The sequence below is a fragment of the Amaricoccus macauensis genome (assembly GCF_049800915.1).
Classification (GTDB): Bacteria; Pseudomonadota; Alphaproteobacteria; order Rhodobacterales; family Rhodobacteraceae; genus Amaricoccus; species Amaricoccus macauensis_A.
Map to the genome: position 1 here is coordinate 119,622 of NZ_JBNAFY010000005.1, position 22,873 is coordinate 142,494.

General features: G+C 60.0%; 21 protein-coding genes, 2 tRNA genes and 1 pseudogene. 16 read left to right on the forward strand and 8 right to left on the reverse strand.

Annotated elements, in window-relative coordinates; genetic code table 11:
- The first annotated feature begins 97 nt into the window (after window positions 1-97).
- The 8 genes from ACP15W_RS13925 (at window position 98) to ACP15W_RS13960 (ending at window position 6,748) form a co-directional block, all read left to right on the forward strand.
- A tRNA-Asp gene (locus tag ACP15W_RS13925) sits at window positions 98-174 on the forward strand.
- A 142-nt stretch (window positions 175-316) separates the two neighbouring features.
- Window positions 317-1,132 carry a tellurite resistance TerB family protein gene (locus ACP15W_RS13930; RefSeq protein ID WP_424933515.1) on the forward strand — a complete coding sequence of 272 codons (816 nt, stop codon included), beginning with the start codon at window positions 317-319 and terminating at the stop codon, window positions 1,130-1,132.
- 130 nt (window positions 1,133-1,262) lie between these two features.
- Complete coding sequence (locus tag ACP15W_RS13935) at window positions 1,263-2,417, forward strand: D-alanyl-D-alanine carboxypeptidase family protein (RefSeq protein WP_424933516.1); 1,155 nt, start codon at window positions 1,263-1,265, stop codon at window positions 2,415-2,417.
- Window positions 2,418-2,422: 5 nt separating this feature from the next.
- Window positions 2,423-3,040 (forward strand): dTMP kinase, encoded by a 618-nt coding sequence (tmk, locus tag ACP15W_RS13940; RefSeq protein WP_424933517.1) that lies wholly within the window; start codon window positions 2,423-2,425, stop codon window positions 3,038-3,040.
- Window positions 3,037-4,155, forward strand: a complete 1,119-nt coding sequence (locus ACP15W_RS13945; protein WP_424933518.1) for a DNA polymerase III subunit delta' — start codon at window positions 3,037-3,039, stop codon at window positions 4,153-4,155. The genes tmk and ACP15W_RS13945 overlap by 4 nt, the downstream gene beginning before the upstream one ends.
- Window positions 4,156-4,203: 48 nt before the next feature.
- A complete protein-coding gene (locus tag ACP15W_RS13950; RefSeq protein WP_424933519.1) occupies window positions 4,204-5,010 on the forward strand; it encodes a TatD family hydrolase in 807 nt (268 codons plus the stop codon).
- The gene (locus ACP15W_RS13955) at window positions 5,010-5,807 is read left to right on the forward strand and encodes an MBL fold metallo-hydrolase (RefSeq protein ID WP_424933520.1); all 798 of its coding nucleotides are present in this window, start codon (window positions 5,010-5,012) and stop codon (window positions 5,805-5,807) included. The genes ACP15W_RS13950 and ACP15W_RS13955 overlap by 1 nt, the downstream gene beginning before the upstream one ends.
- Window positions 5,804-6,748: an AEC family transporter gene (locus tag ACP15W_RS13960; protein ID WP_424933521.1), complete on the forward strand. Its 945-nt coding sequence runs from the start codon at window positions 5,804-5,806 to the stop codon at window positions 6,746-6,748. The genes ACP15W_RS13955 and ACP15W_RS13960 overlap by 4 nt, the downstream gene beginning before the upstream one ends.
- Before the next feature lie 61 nt (window positions 6,749-6,809).
- Here the strand turns inward: ACP15W_RS13960 and ACP15W_RS13965 are convergent, their stop codons facing one another.
- From ACP15W_RS13965 to ctaD, 3 genes are read right to left on the reverse strand one after another with little or no spacing between them, the layout of a single operon-like run.
- A complete protein-coding gene (locus ACP15W_RS13965; RefSeq protein ID WP_424933522.1) occupies window positions 6,810-7,373 on the reverse strand; it encodes a hypothetical protein in 564 nt (187 codons plus the stop codon).
- Window positions 7,374-7,424: 51 nt separating this feature from the next.
- Complete coding sequence (locus ACP15W_RS13970) at window positions 7,425-7,988, reverse strand: DUF2244 domain-containing protein (RefSeq protein WP_424933523.1); 564 nt, start codon at window positions 7,986-7,988, stop codon at window positions 7,425-7,427.
- 17 nt (window positions 7,989-8,005) lie between these two features.
- A complete protein-coding gene (gene ctaD / locus ACP15W_RS13975; RefSeq protein WP_424933524.1) occupies window positions 8,006-9,655 on the reverse strand; it encodes a cytochrome c oxidase subunit I in 1,650 nt (549 codons plus the stop codon).
- Window positions 9,656-9,876: 221 nt separating this feature from the next.
- Here ctaD and ACP15W_RS13980 point away from each other — a divergent pair, with 221 nt between their 5' ends.
- From ACP15W_RS13980 to ACP15W_RS13995, 4 genes and pseudogenes are all read left to right on the forward strand, one after another.
- Window positions 9,877-10,335 (forward strand): MmcB family DNA repair protein, encoded by a 459-nt coding sequence (locus ACP15W_RS13980; protein WP_424933525.1) that lies wholly within the window; start codon window positions 9,877-9,879, stop codon window positions 10,333-10,335.
- Window positions 10,336-10,493: 158 nt separating this feature from the next.
- Window positions 10,494-11,408, forward strand: a complete 915-nt coding sequence (locus ACP15W_RS13985; RefSeq protein ID WP_424933526.1) for a phosphate/phosphite/phosphonate ABC transporter substrate-binding protein — start codon at window positions 10,494-10,496, stop codon at window positions 11,406-11,408.
- A gap of 160 nt (window positions 11,409-11,568) precedes the next feature.
- On the forward strand, window positions 11,569-13,545 hold the full coding sequence (locus ACP15W_RS13990) for a putative bifunctional diguanylate cyclase/phosphodiesterase (protein ID WP_424933527.1): 1,977 nt from the start codon (window positions 11,569-11,571) through the stop codon (window positions 13,543-13,545).
- A gap of 338 nt (window positions 13,546-13,883) precedes the next feature.
- A pseudogene (locus ACP15W_RS13995) lies at window positions 13,884-14,447 on the forward strand (EAL domain-containing protein).
- A gap of 57 nt (window positions 14,448-14,504) precedes the next feature.
- Here the strand turns inward: ACP15W_RS13995 and ACP15W_RS14000 are convergent.
- Window positions 14,505-14,699, reverse strand: a complete 195-nt coding sequence (locus tag ACP15W_RS14000) for a DUF6324 family protein (RefSeq protein WP_424933528.1) — start codon at window positions 14,697-14,699, stop codon at window positions 14,505-14,507.
- 107 nt (window positions 14,700-14,806) lie between these two features.
- Here ACP15W_RS14000 and ACP15W_RS14005 point away from each other — a divergent pair.
- A tRNA-His gene (locus ACP15W_RS14005) sits at window positions 14,807-14,883 on the forward strand.
- A 255-nt stretch (window positions 14,884-15,138) separates the two neighbouring features.
- On the opposite strand, the gene ACP15W_RS14010 is transcribed toward ACP15W_RS14005, so the two are convergent.
- Both ACP15W_RS14010 and ACP15W_RS14015 read right to left on the reverse strand, forming a co-directional pair.
- Window positions 15,139-15,810: a regulatory protein RecX gene (locus ACP15W_RS14010; protein ID WP_424933529.1), complete on the reverse strand. Its 672-nt coding sequence runs from the start codon at window positions 15,808-15,810 to the stop codon at window positions 15,139-15,141.
- Between the two features lie 529 nt (window positions 15,811-16,339).
- Window positions 16,340-17,305 (reverse strand): LysR substrate-binding domain-containing protein, encoded by a 966-nt coding sequence (locus tag ACP15W_RS14015; protein WP_424933530.1) that lies wholly within the window; start codon window positions 17,303-17,305, stop codon window positions 16,340-16,342.
- 129 nt (window positions 17,306-17,434) lie between these two features.
- Here ACP15W_RS14015 and ACP15W_RS14020 point away from each other — a divergent pair, with 129 nt between their 5' ends.
- Window positions 17,435-17,668 carry a hypothetical protein gene (locus ACP15W_RS14020; protein ID WP_424933531.1) on the forward strand — a complete coding sequence of 78 codons (234 nt, stop codon included), beginning with the start codon at window positions 17,435-17,437 and terminating at the stop codon, window positions 17,666-17,668.
- Window positions 17,669-17,690: 22 nt separating this feature from the next.
- A complete protein-coding gene (locus tag ACP15W_RS14025) occupies window positions 17,691-18,890 on the forward strand; it encodes an MFS transporter (protein WP_424933532.1) in 1,200 nt (399 codons plus the stop codon).
- Between the two features lie 256 nt (window positions 18,891-19,146).
- On the opposite strand, the gene ACP15W_RS14030 is transcribed toward ACP15W_RS14025, so the two are convergent.
- On the reverse strand, window positions 19,147-20,160 hold the full coding sequence (locus tag ACP15W_RS14030; RefSeq protein WP_424933533.1) for a zinc-binding alcohol dehydrogenase family protein: 1,014 nt from the start codon (window positions 20,158-20,160) through the stop codon (window positions 19,147-19,149).
- A 211-nt stretch (window positions 20,161-20,371) separates the two neighbouring features.
- On the opposite strand from ACP15W_RS14030, the gene ACP15W_RS14035 reads away from it, so the two are divergent.
- A complete protein-coding gene (locus ACP15W_RS14035) occupies window positions 20,372-21,274 on the forward strand; it encodes a LysR family transcriptional regulator (RefSeq protein ID WP_424933534.1) in 903 nt (300 codons plus the stop codon).
- A 75-nt stretch (window positions 21,275-21,349) separates the two neighbouring features.
- Here the strand turns inward: ACP15W_RS14035 and ACP15W_RS14040 are convergent, their stop codons facing one another.
- On the reverse strand, window positions 21,350-22,873 hold the full coding sequence (locus ACP15W_RS14040; protein WP_424933535.1) for an adenylate/guanylate cyclase domain-containing protein: 1,524 nt from the start codon (window positions 22,871-22,873) through the stop codon (window positions 21,350-21,352).

A 22,873-nucleotide genomic window follows, 5' to 3' on the forward strand; every position in this document is an offset into this window, starting at 1 on the left:
TAATTCGCTTGACGCCCCCACGGGAGACTCATAAAAGCCCCCCTGTCGAAGCGATGCTTCACACCCCGAAGCGAGGCACTGCCTCAATTCAAGATGCGCGGTTGTAGCTCAGTTGGTTAGAGTGCCGGCCTGTCACGCCGGAGGTCGCGGGTTCGAGCCCCGTCAACCGCGCCACTTGACCCCTCGAAGAATATTCGTCATGCCAGTCTCCGATCCGAAATCGGAACGGCCGGTGCAGCAGAATACCTCGTATCATGCCCTGTCTTCCGATGCGCGGGTGCTTTGCACCTGAGCGCTGACCGTTGGAGGGAGCAACATGAGTTTCGGCAATATTCTCGGGCAGATCATGCAAAGCGGACTGGGCGGAAGCGCTCCGTCACAGAATCGCGTGAACGCCGCGCGCAGCAGTCTGGGCGGGAACGCCATAAGCAGCATTTTCAGTGAAATCCAGAACGTCATGTCAAAATCGGGCATGGGCGGCGGCTCTGGCGGACAGACGATGCGTGGCCTTTCGGACCAGGCTGGGCAGTGGCTACAGAAGGATCAGGTCGGCGGTCTTTCCGGGGCACATGTCGGCGGGATCGGCGCTGTGGCAGGCGCCCTGTTCGGGGGTGGTCTGAAGGGCGCGGCAAAAGGCGGCGCACTGGCAGTTCTCGGGACGCTCGCCATCAGCGCTCTGCGCAATGCACAGTCGCAGGGCCAAGGCGCAATGGCTGGCGCTGGAGCGCCGGCGCAGCAGCAAGGGTTGCCGGATCTGAGCGAACTGGAAACAGCCGTTGAGCCCCAGATGGAACGACTGGCGACACGCGCGATGATAGCTGCGGCAAAATCGGATGGTCAGATCGATCAGCAGGAACTTCGAAATATCTTCGAGAAGTTCGACGCAGAAACCGCAACTGCGGAAGAAAAGCAGTTCTTGCTTGAGGAGATCAACAAGCCTTTGGATATCCAGGCAATTGCGTCCGAAGTGCGAAACCAGACGCAGGCCGCAGAAGTCTATGCGGCCGCACTCCTCGCTATCCATGTAGATACTGACGAGGAAAGGCAGTTCCTCTCCCGGTTCGCTTCGGCGCTCGGGCTTGATTCGGCAACGGTAGCCGAACTTCATCGCCTGACAGGCGCCGACACCTGAAGATTGTTCGCGGGGCGCGAAGACACACCCAAGGAAACGTGATCCGCGCCCTGCGCTTCGTTTTGACAGGCCGCCAGCCTTGGCTTATCCCTTGCCTTGCGATCGGGGGGCAGCCAATGGCGGAGATAAGATGATGAGCAGCAAACCCGTTCTCGCCAGCCTTCTTATACTGGCGGCGCTGGTGCCGGCTACTGCCGGCGCAATCGAGACCAAGGCCCGTTCCGCCATGGCCGTTGATCACGATACTGGCATGGTCCTCCTTCAGAAGAACGCGCAGGAGCCCCTGCCCACGGCATCCATGTCGAAACTGATGACGCTCTACATGCTGTTCGAGGCGATCCGGGAAGAACGTGTAACCACCGAAACCGAGTTCAGGGTGAGCCAGCGCGCCCAGAGCATGGGTGGTTCACGCATGTTCGTGGAAGCTGGAACGGTGGTTCCGGTGGACGCGCTCATTCATGGCATCATCGTGCAATCTGGCAATGATGCCTGCGTGGTGGTGGCGGAAAACCTGGCCGGAACCGAGGAAGAATTTGCGCGACAGATGACCGTCCGAGCAAAGGAACTCGGCCTTAACAACACCTCGCTCAAGAACGCCTCCGGGTGGCCGGAGCCGGGCCACGAAATGAGCGCGGAAGACCTCGTGAAACTGGCGCAGCTCATCATCACCGAGTTCCCCGAGTATTACGGCTATTTCGCGGAAACCGAATACACGTGGAACGACATCACCCAGCAGAACCGCAATCCCCTACTCGATCTCGGCATCGGCGCGGACGGACTCAAGACCGGCCATACATCCGAGGCCGGATACGGGCTTGTCGGATCCGCTGTTCAGGATGGACAGCGAATTGTCTTCGTTCTTACGGGATTGGACAGCGCGTCCGAACGCGCGGCGCAAGCGGAGGCGGTGGTCAACTGGGCCTTCAACTCTTTCGACACTGTCCGGTTCTTCGATGAGGGCGATGAAGCGGCGGTTGCAGACGTCTGGCTTGGCGCGGAGCGGACCGTACCTCTGGTCGCCCCCGACGACATCCAGATGCTGGTACCTCGGGCCGAGCGCAGCGAAGTGACGGCGCGCATTGTCTATAACACGCCGATCGAGGCTCCTGTGAAGGCAGGTCAGGTAGCAGGAGCGATCCTCGTCGATGTGCCAGGTCACGACCAGGTCAAATTCGACCTCGTAGCTGCTGAAGACGTCGATCGCGGCGGCCTCATGACGCGCCTCGAAGCTGCGGCGATAATCACACGCGACCGCGCTCTCGACATGATTACCGGTAGCGACTGAGGCGAATGGCCGCACGCTTCATTTCCTTTGAAGGTATCGATGGCTCGGGCAAGTCGACACAGCTTCGACTTCTCGCCGACCATCTGCGCGCGAAGGGCCACTCCGTTCTTGCGACACGCGAACCAGGCGGAGCTGATGGCGCTGAAGCAATCCGAAAGCTGCTTCTCGAAGGCGAGACCGGGCGCTGGTCGGCCAAAACGGAAATCCTTCTCTTTACAGCCGCACGTCGCGATCATCTAGAGCGCACCATACAGCCAGCTCTCGCGCGCGGAGACATCGTGCTGTGCGACCGTTTCGCTGATTCGACCCGCGTCTATCAGGGTGCCGCGAACCCTGAGCTTAGGGAGATGGTTGATCGACTGCACGAATTGATGATTGGGGTCGACCCGGAACTCACGCTCATTCTCGATCTCGATCCCTTGGAGGCACTTTCACGCACCCAAGCGAGGGGGCTTGGGGGCGACCGTTTCGAAGGGCGTGGACTGGATTTTCAGCACCGCCTCAGAGACGGGTTCCAATCGCTGGCCGGCGAATTTCCTGAACGGTGCGAGATCATCCCGGCATCGGATCCTGGGCCTGATATCGCACGCAAAATTCGCGACACGGTGGAGAAGCGGCTGTGAAGCCACAGATTGCCATTGAAAAAGAAACACCTCCTGAACCTGATCGCCACGCGCTGGCCCCACACCCGCGCGAGACGCCGGATCTATTCGGGCAGGAAAGGGCCGAAGCATCCTTTCTCGATGCGGTCCGGACCGGCCGGCTGCACCATGCATGGCTCGTGACCGGCCCAAGGGGCATTGGAAAGGCAACGCTATGCTGGCGCATCGCGCGCTATCTCTTGGCAGGTGGAGACGGCGAGTCGCTCAGTTTGAGCCCCGCACACCCGATAAGCAGGCAGGTCCAGGCCCTCTCGGCCCCCGGGCTGGCACTCTGCCGCCGCCCCTGGGACGCGAAGGCCAATCGGTTCCGCAAGGAAATCACGGTGGAAGAAGCCCGCGCGATCAAGGCGAACCTGCAACTCAGCGCGCCCGATGCCTCATGGCGCGTGGCCATCATCGACGCGGTAGACGACATGAACAAGGGAGCCGCAAACGCGCTCCTCAAGGTACTCGAAGAACCGCCTGCCAACACGATCATGCTGCTGGTTTCGCACAGGCCGTCGCGTCTTCTGCCCACGATCCGATCGCGCTGCCGTGAACTGAAATGCACGCCGCTTTCCGCCGAAAATCTGGCCCGGGCGCTTGCACAGGCAGGCCACCCACAGAACCCGGACGATGCCCGAGCGCTTGCCGCTCTCACCGGCGGCTCTGTCGTGGAGGCGCTAGATTTGACGGCGGGTGATGGCGTGGCCCTCTACGCGCGGATCGCCACGCTAATTGGCAGCCGCTCACCGATGGATCGAGTGGAAGCACTATCCCTCGCAGAAACGTGCAACGGACAAGACAAGGCCGAGAAGTTCCCCGTTCTGCTCAGGCTCCTCGAGCGCGCGCTTTGTCGGCTAGCGCTTTCCGGCGTGCAGGGCGACCTCACTCCTGTATCGGAGGCAGAGGCTTCAATGATTGCCCGATTTGGCGTCACTGAAGCTCAGGCGCGGCTCTGGGCAGACCTCACCGCAACAATAACGACACGCGCCGAGATGGCCTATGCGGTGAACCTTGACCCCGTACATGTCATCCTTGATACGTTGCTTCAGATCGACGCGGCGGCGGTCGAAGCTTCCCGATTGGCAGCGTGACAGTCCCCGCTTCCTTGTTTGTCCAACCTGTTGTGATCCGTCGTACCCATGTCCGTGCCCGCCCTTGTCGACAGCCATTGCCATCTCGATTTCCCCGATTTTGCCGATGAGGTGGACGATATCGTCGCTCGCGCCGCGTCTGCGGGTGTGCACCGCATGGTCACGATCTGCACGCGCTTGCGCGAAGAACCCAAGGTTCGGGCCATCGCTGAATCACACCCGGGAGTCTACTACGCAGCAGGGACACACCCCCTGAATGCGGCCGACGAGCCGCTGGCAACCGTGGACGAACTTGTCGCACTGGCGAAACACCCAAAGTTCGTCGGCATTGGTGAAACTGGTCTCGACTATCACTATGCGTCCGACACGAAAGGCAATCAGGCCGAAAGCCTCGACGTGCATATCGAAGCCGCGCGCCAGACGGGATTGCCATTGATCATCCACGCACGCGACGCGGATGAGGATATTGGCAAAACGCTCTCGAGAGCTCATGGCGAAGGGGCGTTCAGTTGCGTCATGCACTGCTTCACTGCCGGGCGCACACTCGCGGAAACAGCAATCGATCTCGGGTTCTACCTTTCAATCCCCGGCATCGCCACATTCAAGAATGCGGGTGAAATACGCTCGATTTTCGCCGATGCGCCGCGCGACAGGCTCCTTGTGGAAACCGACAGTCCCTACCTCGCGCCGGTCCCACATCGCGGCAAGCGGAACGAGCCGGCCTTCGTCGCCAATACCGCGCGTATCATGGCCGAGTATCTCGAAATGTCGATCGAAGATTTCGCCGCGTTGACCTCCGCCAATTTCGACAGGCTCTTCTACAAGGCTGCGGCCTCCAACGGAGGTGCCGACTAGTGGGCCTCCTTCGTTTCACGATACTGGGGTGCGGTTCCTCTGGAGGCGTGCCGCGCCTCGGTGGCCTGTGGGGGGCCTGTGACCCGCAGAACCCCAGGAACCGCCGGCGGCGCTGTTCCTTGCTTGTCGAGCGCATAGAGGGGGAAGCAGTCACCCGTGTTCTGATCGATACAACGCCGGACATGCGTGACCAACTGTTGGATGCCGGTGTCGGCTACCTCGATGGCGTGGTCTATACCCATGCTCATGCCGATCATGTCCATGGCATCGATGACCTGCGCCAGATCGTCTACAACCGCGGCTCACGCCTCGCGGTCTGGGCAGATCCGATTACGTCCCACTCCCTTGTTTCACGCTTCTCCTACGCGTTTGTACAGCCGCCAGGAAGTGCCTACCCCCCAATTCTCGATCTTACGGAGATCGATGGCGCCTTCGAGGTCGATGGGGAGGCAGGACCAATCCGGTTTGAACCGCATTCTGTCGCGCATGGTCGGATCGAAGCCTTGGGCTACAGGATCAAGGACGTCTTCTACCTACCTGATGTTTCGGATATTCCCGAACCAGTCTGGGATCACCTCGGCGGACTTGACACCTGGATAGTCGATGCCCTGAGATACAAGCCACACCCGACGCATGCGCATCTTGAACAGAGCCTCGCATGGATCGAGCGCGCCAAACCGCGTCGTGCCGTGTTGACCAACATGCACCTCGATCTGGACTACGAAACCCTCCAAAGCGAAATTCCGGAGCATGTTTCGGTCGCTTATGATGGCCTCGTGCTGGAAACCCCGGCTTGATCCTCGAAATCCTTGTCCTCGTCCTGCCTGTCTTCCTTGTAGCAGCCGCCGGCTATGCGGCAACGTTCAGCAAGGTTTTTCCGATTGCAAGCGTCGACGGTTTGATGGCGTTCGCCCTGCGATTTGCCGTGCCCTGCCTGCTGTTTCGGGCAATCGCGCAGGTCGATCTGGACGAAGTCTTCAATCGCGGCCTTCTCATTTCGTTCTATGTCGCCGCAATTATCTCATTCGCGCTGGGAACGATCGGTGCACGGAGGTTCTTCAACCGACGGCCGGGTGAGGCAGTGGCTATCGGCTTCTCGGCGCTCTTTTCGAATTCCGCCTTGCTCGGCTTGCCGATCATGGAGCGCGCGTATGGCACCGATGCACTCGCGCCAAACTTCGCGATTCTCGCGATCCACGCGCCATTCTGCTACCTGGTCGGGATCACCACGATGGAATTTGCCCGAGCGGATGGGCGCGGCCTGATACCGACCATTCAAGCAGTCTTCGGCGCTATGTTCCGCAACGCCCTTATGATTGGCCTCGCGGTGGGGTTTGCGGTCAATCTCAGCGGGATCGAGTTGCATGAGACAATCTGGACAGCGGTGGACATGATCGCGAATTCTGCACTGCCGGCCGCTCTTTTCGCATTGGGTGGTGTGCTGACACGATATGGCCTGAGAGACGCCGGTCCGGAATCGATCATGGTCACCGTTCTATCTCTCATCGTTCACCCCGCCATTACCTATGGTCTCGGCCACTATGTTTTCGATCTGTCCGAAGGCTTCCTGCGCGCAGCGGTGGTAACGGCGGCAATGGCACCCGGCGTGAACTCGTATATCTTCGCGGTACAGTACAAGCGCGGACAACCCGAGGCGGCCGGAGCAATTCTGCTCGCAACCGCCGTCTCCGTGCTCACTGTTTCGGCTTGGATCTACGTGCTTGGCGGTGTCGGATAGGGAACGGCTTACCACCAAGAGACCGGTTCACCTTGGCTGGCGTGCAAAGGCAAACTGGATTCTAGAAGTCCTTGAGCCCCTGAATATCCAGCGCCTCCAGATAAGCCTTCTTGCTTTCGAGGGACGCGTCGCCTGTGACGGAAACCAGGATCCTGTTCTCGACGATTCCCTGCAATTCGCCGTCATTCTCTATGAACTGGACCCGTTGAATACGAATCGGCTTCCCACCGGCAGCAGATGAAAGCCCGGAAAACATGGCGCTGAAACTCGCAAGCATTGGCGAATCCGTGATGAGAGAAATGGTCAGTTCCCCATCCGGGTTCGAGTATTTTGCTGCCGCAGCCGTACCACCGCCGAGCATTCCAAGACCCATTGTCATGCCCTCGGCCTCGGCTTCGCCGCGCTCCCATCCGGGCAGCGCATCGGGGAGAAAGGCCGCAAGCCCCTCGGATTTCATTTCCGCAAGGATCTTTATGGCGTAGTCCAGATCTTCGCGCGCTGCTGTGAACTCCCCGGCTTCATAGGCCTCGAGCGCCCCCTCCACGACATCTGTGAATTCATCCGAATTTGCGGGGTGAGCGCAAACGAGAGCCAGCGCTGCAGCGGCGAGGGTTCGGTTCGACACGGCATTTCTCCAGAAGGCTGCACTTTCCGGGAGACCATAGTGCAGGAGGCTTCAGGTGTCAGCCACTTTGGCCCCTGCCCGCTCTTTCGCCGTGGCAAGGGCCTTCAGCAGGTCGTCGAAGAGCTGCTCCCGCTCCCAAGGTGCCAGAAAAGCACCGAATTCGATCTCGCGGCCATTTCCCCGCAGCGTGAGATACTTCTCGATAGCGGCATTCTCGTGAATCTTGATTTCCACCCAGAAAGGGTTGGCATGCCAGCGCAGGATCGTGCCTCGCGGTTCACGCCGCACGACCGTGATCAGATCGGGCCAGAGGCGCAATTCTTCGGTAAGCCTTGCATCCGCATGGCTGCGACGAAAGGCCCAGTAGAGCGCCAGCAGGACCACCAGCATGAAGGGCAGCATTCCCCACGCTGCCATTGTCCCGATTAGCCCCAGAAGCGGAATGGCCAGCCCGATAGCGGCGATAGCGATGACAACCCCGCTCCCTTTCGCGCCCAAGGAACGATGCGGCCAGAGGGTTACCTCGTAAACCGGCTCATCCTTCCTGTCGAAAATGCCGGGCTCGAAAGCCGAAGAGGCGGGTGTTCCCACACCCGCCTCCTTCAGATCATTCATTCGGTCGGGACCGTCGTTCAATGGCCGCCGCCGCCGCGATGCTCCCACATATCGCGGGTGGGAAGGGTCTCGAACGTATGCTCCGGCGGCGGATTCGGCAGCGTCCATTCGAGCGTCGCATCGGGCTGTGGGCCCCAGTATTGCGGATCGCTGACCTTCTTGCCGTAGCGGATTGAGTAGAACATCACACCAAAGAAGAAGAGGAAGGAGAGGCCGGACAGGAACGCACCAAGCGAGGAGATGTAGTTCCAGAGCGCGAATTGCTCAGGGTAGTCCATGTAGCGCCGAGGCATACCCTGACGACCAAGGAAGTGCTGCGGGAAGAAGGTCAGGTTGGCGCCGATGAACATCATCCAGAAATGCAGCTTGCCTGCCCATTCCGGATAGGATTTCCCCGTGAACTTCGAGAACCAGTAGTAAATCCCCGCGAAGATGCAGAAGACGGCACCCAGGCTCATGACGTAGTGGAAGTGAGCTACCACGTAGTATGTGTCGTGGTAAGCACGGTCGATCGCGGCCTGGCTGAGCACAACGCCAGTCACGCCGCCGACGGTGAACAGGAACAGGAAGCCCAGCGCCCAGAGCATCGGTGTCTTGAACTCGATGGAACCGCCCCACATCGTCGCGATCCAGGAGAAGATCTTGACCCCCGTGGGAACGGCGATGACCATCGTTGCGAGCATGAAATAGGCCTGCTGGGTCGTGGTCAGACCCACGGTATACATATGGTGCGCCCAGACGACAAAGCCCAGCGCGCCAATTGCAATCATCGCATAGACCATGGGCAGATAGCCGAAGATCGGCTTGCGCGAGAATGTCGCGATCACATGCGAGATGATCCCGAATCCTGGCACGATGATGATGTAGACCTCCGGGTGGCCGAAGAACCACAGGATGTGCTGGTAGAGAACCGGGTCACCGCCGCCGGCCGGGTCAAAGAAGGCCGTGCCGAAGTTGCGATCGGTCAGCAGCATGGTGATCGCGCCTGCAAGCACCGGAAGAGCCAGCAGAATCATGAATGCGGTGACCATGATCGACCACGGGAACAGCGGCACCTTGTGCAGCGTCATGCCCGGAGCACGCATGTTGAGGAACGTGGTGATGATATTGATCGCGCCGAGGATCGAGGATGCACCCGAGAGGTGGACGGCGAAAATGGCCAGATCCATCGACATCCCGGCTTCGGTCGTGGAAAGCGGCGCGTAGAGCACCCAGCCTACGCCTGCGCCGTTCAACCCGTTGCCGCCCGGCACGAAAAGCGAAAGAACCGCCAGAGAGGTTCCCGCAACATAGAGCCAGTAGCTGAGATTGTTCAGCCGCGGGAACGCCATATCCGGCGCGCCGAGCATCAAGGGCATGAAATAGTTGCCGAACCCGCCAAACAGCGCGGGAATGACGACGAAGAACATCATCAGGACGCCGTGGGCGGTCACCATGACGTTCCAGATATGCCCGTTCGGCACCCCGTCGATGTTCATGTACTGAACGCCGGGCTCCATGAGTTCGAGGCGCATATACATGGTGAAGGCCACCGAGATCAGTCCGACAATGGCGGACGTGATCAGATACAGAATCCCGATGTCCTTGTGGTTCGTCGACATGAACCAGCGCGTGAAGAAGCCCGGCTTTCCGTGATCGTGATGCGATTGGATGGCGGCGTCTGCCATATGGTTCTCCTCAACTCCCCGATGGCGGGTCCATGGCCGTCGGATCCGGACGGACAGGTTCTTTTTTCACTCTGTAACCATAGAGCGCAACCGTCTCAAGTCTCTCAAGACATGCATTGGTCGCAGACTATAGCAAATTGCCGGTTTTCGACGATACATGCGGAAGCGCGAATTTCAAACCAATGTTTGAAGCCTTGGCAGGCACCGTCTAAAATCCGGGAATGACGATTGAATCGGTTTCGCCCCTCTCTGCCCTTTTGCCGGGTCAGAAACTCGCACGTGGCGTTCAGTTTCACCTTCGGGAACTCGATTTTGCCAGTATTCTCGAGTTTGTCCCGGCAAGCGGCCTCCGCGTGGACGTCATGGCCCTTGGCCCGAAAGGCGAAATCTGGATTATCGAGTGCAAGTCCTGCCGGACGGATTTCCAGTCCGACCTGAAATGGCAAAATTACCTGCCGTGGTGCGATCGCTTCTTCTGGGCCGTAGACGAGCACTTTCCAACTGATCTCTTGCCCCAGGATACAGGCCTCTTCATGGCAGATGACTTCGGCGCGGAAATCACCCGCTACCCGGAACCGACACCGCTGGCAGCTGCGCGCCGGAAAGCGCTGACGCTGAAATTTGCAAGAGTTTCCGCAACTCGGCTTCACCGCACGAGCGATCCGATCCAGTCCAGCTAGAGCCCTCCGGAGCGCCAGTTGTTTGCTCGACGCGCTCTTGAGTTGAGAACCTTTTTACCAACAGTAGAATCATACTGCACAAATGGGGAACGAATTTTACCCCTTTTCAAACTCATGCGCTCAAGACTGCTGCCAAACTTGAATATGGCGGGGTCTCCATGGTTGTTCACAGATTAGCTCGTGGGCTTTGTCGCACGGCAAGCCTCCTTATCCTCAGTCTGGCTCCGACGTTCTCGTCGGCTGAAACGCTCGTTATCGGCTCGGTGAACGACAACATTCGCAAGCATATCGAGCGCTTCACCCCGCTCGCAAACTTCCTTGAGGAGCACCTTGCGGAGGACGGTATTACGGAGGTCAGGATTTCTGTTCTACCCGATACGGCTGCCATGGCTGCGGCGATGCGCCGGGGGGACGTCGACCTCTACTTCGACAGCCCCCTCGTTGCCGCCAATGTCGCGCGTTTGTCTGACGGCGTGCCATTCTTGCGGCGCTGGAAGAAAGGCGTTTCGGAGTATCATTCCGTGCTCGTGGTTCCCACGGAAAGTCCGGTTCAGTCGATCGATGACCTCAACGGAATGGTGGTCGGCTTTCAGGAGCCGGATTCCACGTCTGGCTTCATGTTGCCGATCGCAATGCTCAAGGCCGCTGGCCTCGAAGTTCGCGAACTTGCGGACAAAGAGGGGGAAGTTGCGGATTCGGAAGTGGGATACGTGTTCACGGGCGATGACCGAAACACGGTGATCTGGCTGGCACGCGGAAGTATCGACGTTGCCGCGACGGATCCGCGCGGGTTCGATTGGCTCCAGGAGTCCCGCCCGGACCAGTATCGTGTCATCGCTCGCAGCATTGATGTGCCTCGCCAGGTGGTGGTCCAGCGGGGTGATCTCGACCCCGCGCTTGCCTCTCGCATTTCCCTTGTTCTCCAGGACATGGTCAATTCCCCCGAAGGGCTCGAGACGATGGGAGCGTTCAACGATACCACACGCTTCGACACCTTCCCTGATGGCATCGATGCCACTTTCGAGCCGATCTACGAAATGCTCGAACAGCTTGCTGGTCTCGGCCTGATCTAGCACCGGGGATCAGGGGGCATTGGCGATGGGTCGCGCATACAGACGAATCCTGAAGCACCTGACCTATGGTCTGGCGCGCAGGCTGACGATCGTTCTTTCGACGATCATTCTCTTGTGCGCCCTCGCCGTTCTGACGATCAGCATGTTTGTGCAGAAGCGCATGATCGAAGACCGGCTCGATCTCAGCACGCTTCACCTGGCATCCCTCATCACTGAGGTCTCGATCCCGGCATTGCTGAAGGACGATCCAGCCGCGGTGGAGTTCTTCTTCGAGGAACTCGAGAACAGGACAGACATACTTTCCGTCGCCATCGTCGATCGCGATGGCTGGCTCTGGATGGACGGGCAAAATGACCAGTTGGATTGGCTTGCTCCGGTGACAGATCCGCTGCTTGAGGTGACGATGGAAACTGGCGTGCCGCAGCAGGAGCTGAACCAGAAGATCCTGCATCGCGCGGAGCCGATCCGCGTCGCAGACGATATCATCGGCTATCTCATCCTGCAGGTCTCCGGCACAACGGTTGCCGAAGAACTGCGTGGTTTGTGGATGAGCACGGCCGCCATCGGGCTCGCCTTTCTTCTTGTCGGACCGGTGCTTGCGGGGTTCGTTTCGCGGCGCTTGAGCGAGCCGTTGAAGAACCTTCAGATTGCCAGCATGCGGGTCGCGGAAGGCAACTTTGACCATCGAATCCAAAACGATTCCAATGATGAGTTCGATCTGGTGGCGGCCTCGTTCAACAATATGCTCGATGAACTCAACCAGTCGTTCCTCGAGACCAAACGCGTCGCTTTCGAAGACAAGCTGACATCGATCCCGAATCGCAGCTGGCTCAATCTACAGCTCGAGAATCTCGTGGGGTCGACACAGGAAGATGTGAGTTTCTCTGCCCTTTTCTTCGACATCGACCGCTTCAAGGCCATCAACGACACACACGGGCACCATGCCGGGGACCTTCTGCTGCGCTGTTTTTCGAACCGGGTGCACGAATGCCTACACGCGCTGGGGCAGAAACCCGTGGGCGTGCGTGTTCAGAAACGCGAGCCGCTGGACCTGGGCAAGGGAGAAGCCCTGTTTGCGCGTCTCGCGGGCGACGAGTTTACGCTTCTGGTGCGAAGCGACGTTGCCGAAAGAATGGCTCGGGCGATCATCGAAGCCATGTCGAGGGTCTGTCAGCTCGACGGTCTCAGCGTCTCCGTTTCATCGAGCATCGGAATCGCGCATTTCCCTGAACACGCCGCCACGCCGGAGCACCTGCTCAAATGCGCAGATGTTGCCATGTACCAGGCGAAGAACACGGTGCGTGGGAGTTACGCGGTTTATGACGCCGACAAGCACCGTCAGCTTCTCGCTCATTCCCGGTTCGAGAAGGACATCGAGGAAGCACTCGAACGAAGAGACTTCGATCTGTTTCTCCAGCCAAAATTCGATGTTGCCACGAACGAAGTGACGGGGGCCGAAGCTCTGATCAGGTGGGTCCATCATGAGCGTGGAAACATTCCTCCCGACGCCTTCCTTCCCGTAGCGGCCGGCATGGGATTGCTGCCACGCATTGGGGAACTCATGCTCGACAAGGCCGTGGCAGCGGCGGCGGCCATAAATGCACGTTCAAACAAACCTTTCATTGTTGCGGTGAATACTGCCAGCGAAGAGTTGTTGTCACCGCACTTCGCCAAGAACGTACAGCACACACTGGCCATACACGGCCTGCATGCCGGTCTCCTGGAGGTGGAAATCACTGAAGGTACGGCAATGGAACAGAGCGATATCGTGAAGCACAATCTCGATCTGCTTCAGGAGCTTGGCGTCTCCCTGGCCATCGACGATTTCGGCATCGGGTATTCAAACCTCGGGCGACTGAAAAGCATGGCGTTCGATACCTTAAAGATCGATCGCAGCCTCCTTCTCGACGTGACCGAAAAGGAATCCAGCCAGGACCTCTTCAAGACAGTTCTGGACATGGCTACCGTCCTGCATGCCGATGTGGTCAGCGAGGGCGTCGAGACCGAGTCGCAACGAGCATTCCTGAAGAGTCTCGGCGTAAAGACATATCAAGGGTATCTCGGCGCTCGCCCGATGCCGCTAGACACTTTTTGGCAATGGCTTGAAGACAGGGAGCGCGGCGCAAAGATCGCGTAGCCCCGGCCTGTCCGTCTACATTCTGTGACCCAATTCTGATGCATGGAAGCATGGATCAGATCGTGCACCATTAAAGCTCATTTTGAGCAAGGCGATTCTGGCCTCGTTGCACTCACCGATGACGTTCAAGGAATATTCGGTTCAGCCACGAGGCTCCGTTGGAATCGCGACCGCTCTCGGTGGGGAAAACATTTCACCGGCCGAGTTGCTCCGGTTCGCCGACGCCGCACGCCAAAAGGCCGAACACGAAGGAAAGAGCCACTGCAGAGTATTTGACGATAGCATTCGCGCCTGACCTGGCCGACGCGCCGAAATCGCGGCAAGGCTGCCCGAAGCGATTGTCGGCGACGGCTCTTGTCGCGGAGCAGGAGGCAAGAACGGGCCTCCGCATATCATTGAGTGCAAACTTGTCGGCCCTCAATTTCCCGTCCGAAGGCCTTGCCGAAGCGGCTCAGGACATTCTTTTGGAAACCGGGATGAAGCCGGACTGCCTGACACTGGAGAGGACAGAAAAAGCGGCCGTTGAAAACTTGGCGTCCATGCAAAGCACGCTGGCCGCGTTGCGACCAATGGGAGTGCGCGCATCGCTGGATGATTTCGGAACCGGCCACTCATCTCTCAGCTATCTTCGGCGATTCCAATTCGCATAAATCAAGATAGATCGTGCTTTCATTTCGAACATCGAAGAGAACGAGGAGACCCGTTTCCTGTTTGAAAGCATCGTGGAAATGGCTGTCGGTATGGGCAGCACCATAGTGGTCGAGGGGATCGAAACGTCGGAACAGGCCTCCATTGTGTCCCGCAAGGGCGCACACGTTGGCCAAGGCTTCCTGTTCTCGGCCCCACTAGAGATCGAAGATGCAAGAGCCTATCTCACGAAGTGGTGCCAAAACGTGGCCTGAGGCACCCACCTGTGCACGTAGAGCGGGAAAGACAAACCTCTTCGCATTCGTGGCCCATCAGCCTTTGCTGTTCATCTTCCGTGCGCGCTGGGCCGCACCTCGAAGCTCCTCGGCAATCTCGTCGGCCTCGTCGGGATCGAAATCGAGCGGAATGTCGATCTTGTCGGTCTCGATGTAGATCCGCACCATGCCCAAACTTGTCGGGCCAATCTGCAGGTTGGCCGAAATGTCGCTTTCGCGATCGATACCCATATGCCGCTTCCATTCCGTGTCATTGACGCATTTTTCACGAAGCCTGATACAACAAGCAAGTCAGGACTTGAAATCCCCTTCAGCCATCGGTATCGGGTGCACCCGGAGCCGACGTAGCTCAGTAGGTTAGAGCACCAGATTGTGGATCTGGGGGTCCCCCGTTCGAGCCGGGGCGTCGGTACCATCACTCCGGACAGTCGAATCGTTGAGCAGGCGACTATTACGGAAGATGCGGTCGTTCACCGCATAGCCCTCTTCCAGTGCCGACAGACGTTTTGCAGATGCAGGGTCGCGGGCGGCACCTGAATCAACCTTTGCGCCCAATGCACATCTTAACCAAGCGCAGGATTTTTTGCGCGAGACCCAAGCTCGATCTCACCTCGGACTGTCGGTCTACGGCCTCAAGGGAAGGTCTTTCCGACCCCATTGGGGATGATGATCAAAAGTCTCGCCACTTCTCCTTGGGCTCACCGTCCAGAATCTCCCGGATCAGGTCGAAGGAGTAACCGGCCCGCGCCATTGCGCCCGCCTCGCGATTCCAGATCTTGCGGGCCTCCTTGAAATCCTCTGGAAGCGGTGCCTTGCGCCAGGGGCCGATCCGCTTCTTTCGTGCAAAGATTCTTGCGGCTTCCTGTTCGGCCTCGCGGCGCATCTCGGCCGGATCGGGCTCACTTTCCTCCGGAGCTAGAAGGCTGGACCGGTCCTCGACGAAGGATGCAGTTCCCTTCGCAAGCCCATCCTCGAGCTCCTCTGCGCCCAGCCCCTTCTGACCGAGCTCGCGGGCAATACGCGCGATCCCCTTGCCCGACGCCAATCCCGAGCGGACCTTCATACGGGCAAAGCGGGCATCATCGACATACCGCTTGGCAACCAACCGGGAAACCTCCGCCTCGATTATCCGGCTCGCCTCATCCGCGGCAGCCTCGCGCTCGCCCTCGTCGAGCAAGCGAAGCCATGAATTGGCCCGCCGCCGTAGAAGCGCGCGGACCATGCCGGTCGAGGCCTCCCGCTGCGCGATGTAGGCCTCGGCGATGTTCTTGGCCCGGCTTTCAGTGAACTTCTTGACCCTACGCTTCTGTCGGGCAGGATCGCCGTCCACCGCGCCCCGCATATTGGCATCTGAAGACGATGATCGTTTTTGGAAACCCGAGAGCCCCGATCCCTTTCTGAGACCGGAACCCCGCCTGAACCCATTCCCCTGTTTCAACTTGTTGCGGCGTCCGTATACGGGTCTGTTGGCCGCACCCTCCGAACCGGTGTTCTCGGCATCGGAAAAGGAGCGGGAAAGATCACCCTCAGAGCAAGAGGATACATCCCCTCGCCCGGGTGAATCCGCCTGCGGCCTGGAGACGGTTCGCCCTCCGGCCCTACCCCGCCTGATCTTCCCGCCGTCTTCCTGCGGAACTGGCGCATCCGATCGCACCGCCACCAGGGCTAATCTCCGCGTATCCTTCGCGTCTTCATTCTGCCGATCGTCATCCATGCCACGAATAATGGTGCTCTTTCCCGTGTTCCTCCATCTTTTTCGCGCATCGACGCCACAGGATGCACCAGTATCCACCGCAGACATCCTTTTTCGCCCACGCCAGCTCTTGAAGGTCAATGGCGCTGCGAGCGTGAGCCATCTAGACAATGAGATATCAAGATTTCGAACTGCCTCGGGCACTATCCGATCGATCAGGAGCGGGATGGCTTGCCAACTCCATTGCCTTTCGAATGCAGCCTCTTCTCTCTTCCAGCAGCGCTACGAAAGCTCGGGTCACTGCTTCGGTTCGATCCCCACGAAAATGAAACTGGAGCGGAATGGTCTCGGTGACATCGGTGACCGCACGAGAGACGCAGCCCGCCGTGTTCAGATGTCCAATGCAGGCCGGGGCAAGGGTAACGCCGAGACCCGATCCCACCGCCGTGAGCACGGCTTGCATCGAGTTGGGGTGCGCGACCGTCTCCGGGGAAAAGCCGGCGCGCAGGCAGGCGCTGACAACCTGATCGAAGAGCCCCGGTGCACCTTCACGCTGGAACAGAACGAAAGGATCTGCCGACAAGGCTGACAGGGCAAAACCCGGTTCTGACAGCAGCGCATGTCCTTCGGGGAGAAACGCAACAAGTCGATCGGTATAGAGTCCCACACTCTCGAGATGGTTCGAGGCCATTGGAGGGAGAGGTCGAGACAGGGCGATGTCGATCCGTCCCGCCTCAAGAGCTTCGAACTGTTCGGCAGCGGTCATCTCGGAAAGCGAAACCCGAACGCGTGGGAAACGTCTCGTGAACTCCCGAATGAGACCGGGCAAGAAGGCCTGCACAGCCGAGCTGAGAAACCCGATCCGAAGCTGGCCCAAGTGGCCTTTTCCTGTCTGTCGCACCAGATGCCGTGCGCGTTCCTCGCGTGCAAGGATTTCCGTGGCTTCGCGCAGAAGCGTCTCGCCGGCGGCGGTAATCCGCACTTCGCGGGTGGACCGCCAGAACAGGCTGACGCCCAGTTCCTCCTCAAGATCGGATATCTGACGGCTGACGGCAGGTTGCACGGTGTTTAACGCCCGCGCCGCGGCGGAGAAGCCTTTGAGATCGGCGACGGTGACAAAGGTCTTAAGAGTTCGCATCTCCATGATGCACCCATACAACTTCGGTATAGGTGCAATCAATTATGAATATTTCTCTTATCAAATTCGCTCTCTTACGTCCGGCCCCGAAGCAAAAAAACGCGCCAAGCGGCGCCATTTCTTTGGAGACCAGCCATGGCAGACAAGATCGACCTTCCCACCCGAACACTCGATACCGCCGCCCATTCCACCTTGTACAAGGCCGCGATCGGACCATCGGCAGAGGGTGTGGCCGCGATCCGCGACAAAGCCAATACGGGCGAACCAAAGCATGATGCGTTGATTGCCACGGTCCGCAATCTGATCGACCGCAAGGGATATCCGGTTGAGGTGCCGCTAGATCCGGACTACGCCGCAGAAGCCGTTTGAGCCAGGTTCAGGAGGCACTCCAATGTCGAACACGCCCAAATCGGCACTTTTGTCGCGGCCGCTGTTGCTGCTCATGGCGACATCCATCGCTGCCACGGCGGCCAACCTCTACTACAATCAACCGCTGCTGCCCTCCATCCAGACGACCTTCGAGCTTGGTGACGGGGCGGTGGGAATGATCCCATCAGCCACGCAGTTGGGTTATGCGGCGGCGATCCTGCTGATCTCGCCCCTGGGCGATGTGATGAGCCGCCGAAGCCTGATCGGCTATCTGTCGATCCTGCTGACGCTGGCTCTCCTTGCCGTATTCGCAGCACCCGGATTTACGGCTCTCGCCGTTGCTTTCTTCGCAGTGGGGCTGGGGGCGAACATAACCCAGCAATTGCTGCCCATCGGGGCATCGCTTGCGGCACCGGCTCGCAAAGGCGCGGTCATGGGCACGCTGATGACGGGCTTGACCGTGGGCATTCTGCTATCCCGAACAGTCAGTGGCACCATCGCGGAGTACTTCGGTTGGAGGTCTGTGTTTCTTGTCGCAGCAGGGCTGGCAGCCCTGTTCGGCATCCTGCTGCGCGTCAACCTCCCAGACAACAAGCCCAAGATTTCGCTCAGTTATCCCGCCCTGATCGCCTCGATGTTCGGGCTGATCCGCAGGCACGGGCTGCTGCGGGAAAGCGTTCTGACCGGTGCGCTGTGGTTTGCGGCCTTCAATGCCCTTTGGGCCACGCTGGCGATTCACGTCACGGAGGCGCCGTTTTCCTACAGCGTGCAGCAAGCGGGGATGTTCGGTCTGGTGGGCATGGCCGGCATCATCGGGGCGAAACTGGCCGGTCGGCTTGTCGACAGATTCGGGCCGGCAAGGATCATCACCGTGGCACTCGGGCTCGTGGTGTCGTCCTTCGTCGTTCTGGCGATCTGGGGCAACAGTCTGACGGGGCTTGTCGTCGGGATCATCCTTCTGGACATCGGCGTCTTTGGTGCACAGATTCCCAACCAGGTAAGGGTTTTCTCGATCGATCCGGATGCGCAGAGCCGAATGAACGCGGTCTACATGCTGGGGTACTACCTTGCGGCAGCGGTGGGTTCGGCGCTTGGGGTCAAGGTGATGAGCGTCGCCGGCTGGTACGGCATGGCGTTGTTTGGATTCGGGCTGGCAAGCATGGCTCTGATACACCATCTATGGCGGAACGAAGCCGCGCGTGAACGCCATTCTCCGACCTGAAGCACCTGAAAATATGAACAAATTCCAGGCATGCCAGGGTGCGGCCAGAGCAGGCGTGAGGTGTGCTCAGGGGAATGCAGCTTCCATGCATATTTCATGCATATTTCATGCATACGATTAGCGGAGAGTTTGCCTCTCCGGGTCCACGCATGGGGGGCCGCAAACCCTGCCCGGAAATGAGCCGCGACGCGACGTAGACAGTCCATCGTGGCGGAACGTATGACGCTGTTCCGCCACGAGACGACCGCCGAGCGGTTCAGAAGCCTTCCAGCGTGATCTTCCCCCTCGCCTTTCCGCTTTCGATGAGGGCATGGGCCCGCTTGAGGTTCGCCGCAGTGATCGCCCCGAAGCTCTCCGTCGCGGTGGAGCGGATCTTGCCCGTGTCGATCAACTCGGCAACGGTGTCGAGTATTTCACCCTGGCGGGAGATGTCATCGGTGGTGAAGAGGGACCGGGTGAACATCAGTTCCCAGTGGATCGAGACCGCCTTGCCCTTGAACGGCATGATATCGAAGCCCTTAGGGTCGTCGATCAGACCGAACCGGCCCTGCGGTGCGATGAACTCGGCGATCTGGGACACGTAGGTTTCGGAATAGTTGGTCGAGAACACGAAGGCGGGCGCGCCGATGCCGAGAGCGGCGATCTGCTCGGGCAGCGGTTTCGAGTGGTCGACGACATGATGCGCGCCCAGCTCCCTCACCCACTCCTGCGTTTCGGGGCGCGAGGCGGTGGCGATGATCGTCAGATCCGTCTGTTCGCGCAGCAGCTGGATCGCGATGGACCCAACGCCGCCCGCGCCGCCGATGATGACGATCGCATTGGCCGCACCGGGCACGGGATCGTTGACCTTGAGCCGGTCGAAGACCATTTCCTGCGCGGTCAGGGTCGTCAGCGGAAGCGCGGCCGCCGCAGCCGTTTCGATGGACTTCGGCGCATGGCCCACGATGCGTGCATCGACCAGGTGGTATTCGGAGTTGGTGCCGGGACGGTTGATCGCGCCCGCGTACCAGACCTTGTCGCCGGTCTTGAACCGGGTGACCCGATCGCCGGTTTCGACGACTTCGCCCACGGCATCCCAACCGAGGATCACGGGTGTGTCGCCTTCGGCGTTGCGGCTGCTGCGGACCTTCGTATCGACCGGGTTCACCGAAACGGCGGCAACCTTGACCAGGATGTCATGGCCGGTGGCCGTGGGCCTTTCGATCTCGAGGTCGATCAGCGCATCGTCGCGGTCGATCGCGCCGGGGGTCGTGTAGCCAATGGCTTTCATGGGTTCTGTCCTCTTCATGTTCAGTTCAGTCGCTGTGCTGCGCTCTTTCCAGCAGTTGAAACCGACGACCTCCGATACCTGCGTGGGAGACATCCATGTGGTCATCGGGATCGCCCTTTCTGTGCCCGAGCGTCTTGGGGCGAGACCTAGCCGCTTGCCTTGACCGGATAAACAGCCCAGTATCGAATTGATAATTCGGAAAACCCGTTGAATGCTGATCGGCAATATCCGCCTATTCCAGACGATCGCCGAGAAGGGCAGCCTCGCCGCCGCCGCCCGCGAATCCGGGCTGTCGGCCACCACCGTGTCTGAGCGCCTTGCTGCGCTGGAGGCGCACTACGGCGTCGTGCTGTTCAATCGCACCACGCGATCCCTGAGCCTGACCGAAGAGGGGCGGACCTTGCTCGAGGGGGCAAGGTCGGTCCTGGCGGAGATCGAGGACCTCGATACACGCATTCGACATGGGGCGGACACGCTGACGGGTCCCATTCGGATCAGTACCCCGGTCGATCTTGGGCGCAGCATCGTGTCCGACGTGATCGAACGCTTCACGCAGGACCATCCCGCGACTTCGGTGGAGCTATCCCTCTCCGACGGTTATATCGATATCGTCGGCCAGGGCTTTGATCTTGCCATTCGGTTCGGAAAGATCACCGACAGCTCCCTGCGCACCCGGAGTATCGGACACTACCGCCGCATCGTCTGCGCCGCGCCATCCTACCTCGAGGAACACGGAACCCCGAGGACGCCGGATGATCTCGCGCGACACAACTGCCTCGTCATGCGGTTCGGTGCGGGTCTGGACAATCTTTGGCGCTTCGGCAGCGGCGCGTCGGCTCGGGTCGTGACAGTGCGTGGCGACAAGATTGTCAACGATGGCTACCTTGTGCGCCGCTGGGCGCTGGCAGGCCACGGCGTCATCCTGAAGTCCGAGCTGGATGTTCGGCAGGACCTGTCGACCGGGCGGCTGGTGGCCCTGCTGGAGGACTTCGCGGCGCCGCCAAACCCCTTGCAGATCATGTTTCCACCGGGACGCGCCCAACCCCGCCGGATCGGAGCGTTTGCGGATGCGCTCCGGGCCGGCTTTCGAGAGGCTGCAATGACCGGGGATTGAGGAAGGCCAGTCAGGCGCGCCCCAAGCGGGATCAACGGCAGCGCGAGAACCGGATCTGGCGGCGCGTAACCGGGCTCAATCCACGATGAAGGTCGTCATGCGCCCGATGCCCTTTAAGTCATGCACCTTCTCTTCCGGCGCAGCTTCGAGCTTTTCCGACACGAGAGAGCACGCTTCACCCGATACGTGAATGCGCCCCGGAACGCCGGTCGCTTCAAGCCGGCTCGCGAGGTTCACCGTCTCCCCCCAGACATCGTAGAGAAAGCGCAGCCGGCCCACGAGCCCCGCGATCACCGGGCCGGTGTGCAGGCCCACGCGGATCGAAAGGCCGCCCCCCTCCGTTTCGCTGGCCGCCTTTATGAGATCGCGCGCGAACTCGAAGGACCGCTCGGCGTGATCCTCGCAGGGCTCCGGCACGCCGCAGGCTGCCATGTAGGCGTCGCCGATGGTCTTGATCTTCTCGACCCGGTGCCGGTCCGCGAGGTCGTCGAACCGCAGGAAGACCCTGGTCAGCCGCTCGACCAGTTCCGAAGGCGAGATACTGGCGGCCATCGGCGTGAAATTGACGATGTCCGCGAACACGATGGTCGCGGAGTCGAACTTGTCCGCAATGACGGTCTCGCCATCGCGCAGCCGCTGGATGACGGGGGCCGGCAACATCGCATGAAGCAGTGAATCGGCCCGGTCGCGCTCGTATTCGATCTGCGCGATATACTCCCGCTCCCGCAACTCCCAGCGCCGCTTTTCAAGACAGGCGCGCACCCTTCCCTCGAGCAGGACCTGGCTGACGGGCTTTTCGAGGTAGTCCTCGGCGCCGGCCTCGATGCAGCGTGTGATCGCCTTGATGTCATTGAGCCCGGAGACCATGATCACGGGGATCCGGCGCCATTCCTCATGTGCCTTCAATCGGGTCAGAAGCTCGATCCCGTTGAGATCGGGCATGAGGATATCGACCAGGGCCAGGTCGAACTCTCTTTCCTGCATCAAGGTCAGGGCCTGCAGGCCGGAGGCGGCCGTGGTGACCTCGTGACCCTGACGCATGAGCTGGCGCTTGAGCAGCTCGCGGTTCTGGGCAGTGTCGTCAACGACGAGAATCCGGCCCGTTATCTCGTCCTTGTTGCGCTGCGTCAGGGAAAGGGTCTGCTCGAGCGAATAGGCCGTCAGGGAGTCGATGCTCATCTCGCTCGCATCCGGATCGGTGTCGAGCACGCGGTCGATCTGGCTGACAAGGACGGCACACTCTGCGATCACCGTCCGGATGTCCGCGATGACCGCGGGGGCGATCTCCTCCCCGAAATCCTCGAGAATGAGCTCCGAATAGCCGAGAATGGCGTTCGCCGGCGTGCGGAGATCGTGGCGCAGCTTCTGCTTGTCGGACGTCTGGATCTCGCCTCTGCGAATTGCATTGACCCGACCGAGCAGATCACGCGCCGCAAGTTGCACCTTCTGGGCGTCACCGATCGCGTCTTCCGGCCCGGACTTGCGCAGCTCGTCCAGAACGATGTCCTGAAATCCCGCTATGGCTTCGGCGGGACCAAACAGGCGTTGAGCGATGCGGATCAGCAGGGCCTTGCGGCGGATGTCGCTGGCGCCTGTCAT

What these genes read in the sequence shown, in the direction of transcription:
- ACP15W_RS13930 (WP_424933515.1), top strand. Translation starts at nt 317, where the DNA reads ATGAGTTTCGGCAATATTCTCGGGCAGATCATGCAAAGCGGACTGGGC.
- ACP15W_RS13935 (WP_424933516.1), top strand. Translation starts at nt 1,263, where the DNA reads ATGATGAGCAGCAAACCCGTTCTCGCCAGCCTTCTTATACTGGCGGCG.
- tmk (WP_424933517.1), top strand. Translation starts at nt 2,423, where the DNA reads ATGGCCGCACGCTTCATTTCCTTTGAAGGTATCGATGGCTCGGGCAAG.
- ACP15W_RS13950 (WP_424933519.1), top strand. Translation starts at nt 4,204, where the DNA reads ATGTCCGTGCCCGCCCTTGTCGACAGCCATTGCCATCTCGATTTCCCC.
- ACP15W_RS13970 (WP_424933523.1), bottom strand. Translation starts at nt 7,988, where the DNA reads ATGAATGATCTGAAGGAGGCGGGTGTGGGAACACCCGCCTCTTCGGCT.
- ctaD (WP_424933524.1), bottom strand. Translation starts at nt 9,655, where the DNA reads ATGGCAGACGCCGCCATCCAATCGCATCACGATCACGGAAAGCCGGGC.
- ACP15W_RS13980 (WP_424933525.1), top strand. Translation starts at nt 9,877, where the DNA reads ATGACGATTGAATCGGTTTCGCCCCTCTCTGCCCTTTTGCCGGGTCAG.
- ACP15W_RS13985 (WP_424933526.1), top strand. Translation starts at nt 10,494, where the DNA reads ATGGTTGTTCACAGATTAGCTCGTGGGCTTTGTCGCACGGCAAGCCTC.
- ACP15W_RS13990 (WP_424933527.1), top strand. Translation starts at nt 11,569, where the DNA reads ATGATCGAAGACCGGCTCGATCTCAGCACGCTTCACCTGGCATCCCTC.
- ACP15W_RS14000 (WP_424933528.1), bottom strand. Translation starts at nt 14,699, where the DNA reads ATGGGTATCGATCGCGAAAGCGACATTTCGGCCAACCTGCAGATTGGC.
- ACP15W_RS14010 (WP_424933529.1), bottom strand. Translation starts at nt 15,810, where the DNA reads ATGCGGGGCGCGGTGGACGGCGATCCTGCCCGACAGAAGCGTAGGGTC.
- ACP15W_RS14015 (WP_424933530.1), bottom strand. Translation starts at nt 17,305, where the DNA reads ATGGAGATGCGAACTCTTAAGACCTTTGTCACCGTCGCCGATCTCAAA.
- ACP15W_RS14020 (WP_424933531.1), top strand. Translation starts at nt 17,435, where the DNA reads ATGGCAGACAAGATCGACCTTCCCACCCGAACACTCGATACCGCCGCC.
- ACP15W_RS14025 (WP_424933532.1), top strand. Translation starts at nt 17,691, where the DNA reads ATGTCGAACACGCCCAAATCGGCACTTTTGTCGCGGCCGCTGTTGCTG.
- ACP15W_RS14030 (WP_424933533.1), bottom strand. Translation starts at nt 20,160, where the DNA reads ATGAAAGCCATTGGCTACACGACCCCCGGCGCGATCGACCGCGACGAT.
- ACP15W_RS14035 (WP_424933534.1), top strand. Translation starts at nt 20,372, where the DNA reads ATGCTGATCGGCAATATCCGCCTATTCCAGACGATCGCCGAGAAGGGC.
- ACP15W_RS14040 (WP_424933535.1), bottom strand. Translation starts at nt 22,873, where the DNA reads ATGACAGGCGCCAGCGACATCCGCCGCAAGGCCCTGCTGATCCGCATC.